A 2846-nucleotide genomic window follows, 5' to 3' on the forward strand; every position below is an offset into this window, starting at 1 on the left:
GGGGACTACCGCCCCCGAGCCCCCGGTATAGGATAGGGGCGGGATGACAATCTCTCTCCTCAGGATATCTGTTCAGCCTTCCCGGGCCAATCCTGAGCGGGGGTCCGGGGGCGTAGTCCCCCGGCTAGATTGTGAGGAAGGCAGTGGATCAGTGTGCCTCTTCATAGGATCAGGGCTACATCGGCCAAAGTATGAGGGTCTCTCCAGAGTCTAACATTCTGACCCAGGGGTCCCGCCGCCCCGCTACGCGCTCTCCGTCCCGAACCTCATATCTATCCACCGGCAGATCTCGTCCCTGACCCTGCGGAAGCCGTCGAGGATCTCGTCCTCCGACCCGTCGAGGGAGCGGGGGTCGTCGAAGACCTCGTGGATGGTCGTCGTCGCCCAGGGGAACATCGGGCAGACGCCGCCCTCGCAGACGGTCACGACATAGTCCATCTGCCGCCCCAGATATTCGGCGAGAGGTTTCGCCCTCTGGGCCGAGATGTCGACACCGATCTCGGTCATCACCCTGACGGCCCGCGGGTCGAGGGCTTCGGGGTGCATGCCGGCCGAGTGGACCTCGTAGCGGTCGCCGTAGTGCGCCCGCATGTAGCCCTCGGCCATCTGGGAGCGGGCGGCATTGTGCGTGCAGATGAAGAGCACCTTCTCTTTCATGGTCGGTCCGCCCCTTCGACGCCTGATGCCATTAAGAGTGCGGCCGCGATTGCGGCAGGCGTGAGCGCCTCGTGGACCCCGGTATTGGTCACGAGAGCCCGACAGCATGCCTGCGGCTTTCCCGTGAGAGCGGCGCACGACGGGCACTCCGTCTCGACGACACGGGCGCCGCCAAGCCACCTCTCCAGGGGAAGACCGTCGATGAGGACGGTGTTCGATTCAGAGAGTCCGCTGTGGGGGAGCAGGGTCTCCCGCACCTCCACCCCGACCCCTTTCGCCTCCAGGAAGGGGCCGATGGCGGCGACGGCGGCGTGCAACGCCTCCCCCGTGGCGGTGCAGCGGTCGCAGGTCTCCCCAGACTCCGAGGCGATGTGCCGCCACTCGACGACGATTGTGCGGTTCATGTTCACGTGCACCTCCCGCAGGCCCCGGCCTCGCCGCCGTACCAGCGGTCGCGGATCTTCAGGGCGACGTTCACCAGGGAGACCAGCACCGGCACCTCGATCAGGGGCCCGATCACCGCCGCAAAAGCGACGCCCGAGTCGATGCCGAAGACCGCGACCGCGACGGCGATCGCGAGTTCGAAGTTGTTGCTCGCCGCGGTGAAGGAGAGGGACGCAGACTTCCTGTAGTCCACGCCGATGCGGTGCGACATCCAGAAGGAGACCGAGAACATGAGGAGGAAGTAGAGCAACAGGGGCACCGCCACCCGCACCACGTCGAGGGGCAGGGCGACGATATACCCGCCCTTCAGGGAGAACATCACGACGATGGTGAAGAGCAGGGCGACGAGGGTGAGGGGCGAGATCCTGGGGACGAACTCCCTGTCGTACCACTCCCGCGACTTCCGCCGGACAAGCACGCTCCGCGTCGCAAAACCGGCGATGAAGGGGATGCCGAGGTAGATGAAGACCGAGACGGCGATCTCGGCGATGGTCACCTCGACCGTCGCCCCGCTCCCGATGCCGAGGAGGGGCGGCAGGACGGTGATGAAGATCCAGGCGTACAGGGCGTAGAAGAGCACCTGGAAGACCGAGTTCACGCCGACGATCGCGGCGCAGTACTCGCAGTCGCCGTGGGCCAGGTCGTTCCAGACGATCACCATCGCGATGCACCGGGCGATGCCGATGAGGATGAGGCCGTACATCAGGTCCGGCCTGTCGGCGAGGAAGGCGGCCGCAAGGAGGAACATCAGGAGCGGCCCGATGACCCAGTTCAGGAGGAGAGAGAGGCCGAGGACTTTTCTGTCGGCGAAGACCTTTCCGAGTTCCTCGTACCGCACCTTCGCGAGGGGCGGGTACATCATCAGGATGAGGCCGATCGCGATCGGGACCGAGGTTGTGCCGATGGAGAAACCCGTGATCCATGCCGGCACGGCAGGCACGAAGGTACCGAGGGCGATCCCCGCCGCCATTGCGAGGGCGATCCAGAGGGTGAGGTACCTGTCGAGAAAAGAGAGACGGGCGGCGACTGTCATCTCAGACCGCCTCCGCCACCTGTCTTCTGGTGCCTGGCCAGGTCATCTGCACTCCTCCTGCCGCCGGGCTCACTCTCCGCCGCAACCGCAGCCGCAGCCGCAGTTTTTCCGGCCCGTCTTTCCTTTTCCCTTCCCTTCCCAGGCGGCGGAGACGACCTTCTCGATCTCCTCTTCAGAGATCTCGAGGTCATGGGACTTTGCGATCCCAACTTCCGTGGCGACGATCGCCTGGTCGGGCGTGATCCCCTGTGCCGCCGCAATCTTCGAGGCGCAGGCGACAGGGCACCCGTCCAGGACGACGACCTCGTCGGCCTCCGCGCACGCCTTCTTCACCGGACCCGCGCCCGTGGCTAGTTGGGCCGTGCAGGCCGGACTGCCGAACCCCTCGACAGACAGCTGGATCGCGGCGATGTTCGTGATCTGCCCGACATTGGAGGCGCCGGCGCAGGCGAAGATGATCCTCTTCTTCCCGTCGCCCTCGCCCTCGCCGCAATCACAGCCGCACCCGCACCCTGCCATCAGGCCGCCTCCGTGAGGATCTCTTTGACCTCGTCGACCGTCGGGACGCGGCCCTCGACCACGACCTCGCCGTCCACCGCAAGCGCCGGGGTGAGCATGACGCCCCGGTCGGTGATGGCGTCGATCTCCTCGACCTTCACGACCTCGGCCGCGATCCCGAGTTCCTTCACCGCAGTTTCGACGTTCTTTGCCG

General features: G+C 65.8%; 5 protein-coding genes. All 5 read right to left on the reverse strand.

The window, feature by feature from the left end; all coding sequences use genetic code 11:
* Positions 1-243: 243 nt before the first annotated feature.
* Positions 244-657, reverse strand: a complete 414-nt coding sequence (locus Q0520_RS07160; RefSeq protein WP_298668148.1) for an arsenate reductase ArsC — start codon at positions 655-657, stop codon at positions 244-246.
* Positions 654-1061, reverse strand: a complete 408-nt coding sequence (locus Q0520_RS07165; protein ID WP_298668151.1) for a DUF2703 domain-containing protein — start codon at positions 1059-1061, stop codon at positions 654-656. Before Q0520_RS07165 ends, Q0520_RS07160 begins: the two co-directional genes overlap by 4 nt.
* 2 nt (positions 1062-1063) lie before the next feature.
* Positions 1064-2134 carry an ACR3 family arsenite efflux transporter gene (gene arsB / locus Q0520_RS07170; RefSeq protein WP_298668154.1) on the reverse strand — a complete coding sequence of 357 codons (1071 nt, stop codon included), beginning with the start codon at positions 2132-2134 and terminating at the stop codon, positions 1064-1066.
* Positions 2135-2203: 69 nt separating this feature from the next.
* Positions 2204-2653 (reverse strand): putative zinc-binding protein, encoded by a 450-nt coding sequence (locus Q0520_RS07175; protein ID WP_298668156.1) that lies wholly within the window; start codon positions 2651-2653, stop codon positions 2204-2206.
* On the reverse strand, positions 2653-2846 hold a 194-nt coding region (locus Q0520_RS07180), incomplete at its 5' end, for a thioredoxin family protein (RefSeq protein ID WP_298668158.1). The genes Q0520_RS07180 and Q0520_RS07175, both read right to left, overlap by 1 nt.

This window comes from uncultured Methanofollis sp., assembly GCF_937919355.1.
Classification (GTDB): domain Archaea; phylum Halobacteriota; class Methanomicrobia; order Methanomicrobiales; family Methanofollaceae; genus Methanofollis.